The 224-nt window shown below is 46.9% G+C and carries 1 protein-coding gene; it reads left to right on the forward strand.

Going from position 1 to position 224, the window contains the following annotated elements:
• A partial coding sequence (locus LKX83_RS33175; RefSeq protein WP_227887554.1) for a prolyl oligopeptidase family serine peptidase occupies positions 1 to 224 on the forward strand: 224 nt, incomplete at both ends.

The raw sequence follows: 224 nt of genomic DNA on the forward strand, positions 1-224 counted from the left end.
CTGGGATTCAATCCGCAGCATTAAGGCAGCAGATGACGCCAAAAACCAGACCACACCGCTTCTTATCCTGCAAGGAGAGCGCGATTATCAGGTAATGGCTGATCCTGAATTCAAAACATGGAAAGAAACGTTAGCACATCGCAGCGATGTGACATACAAGCTCTATCCAAAGCTCAATCACTTCTTTACAGAGGGAGAAGGGGCAATGAGCAAACCAGATGAGT

Origin of the sequence: Cohnella baijiui (assembly GCF_020731285.1) — a bacterium.
Taxonomy (GTDB): Bacteria; Bacillota; Bacilli; order Paenibacillales; family Paenibacillaceae; genus Cohnella.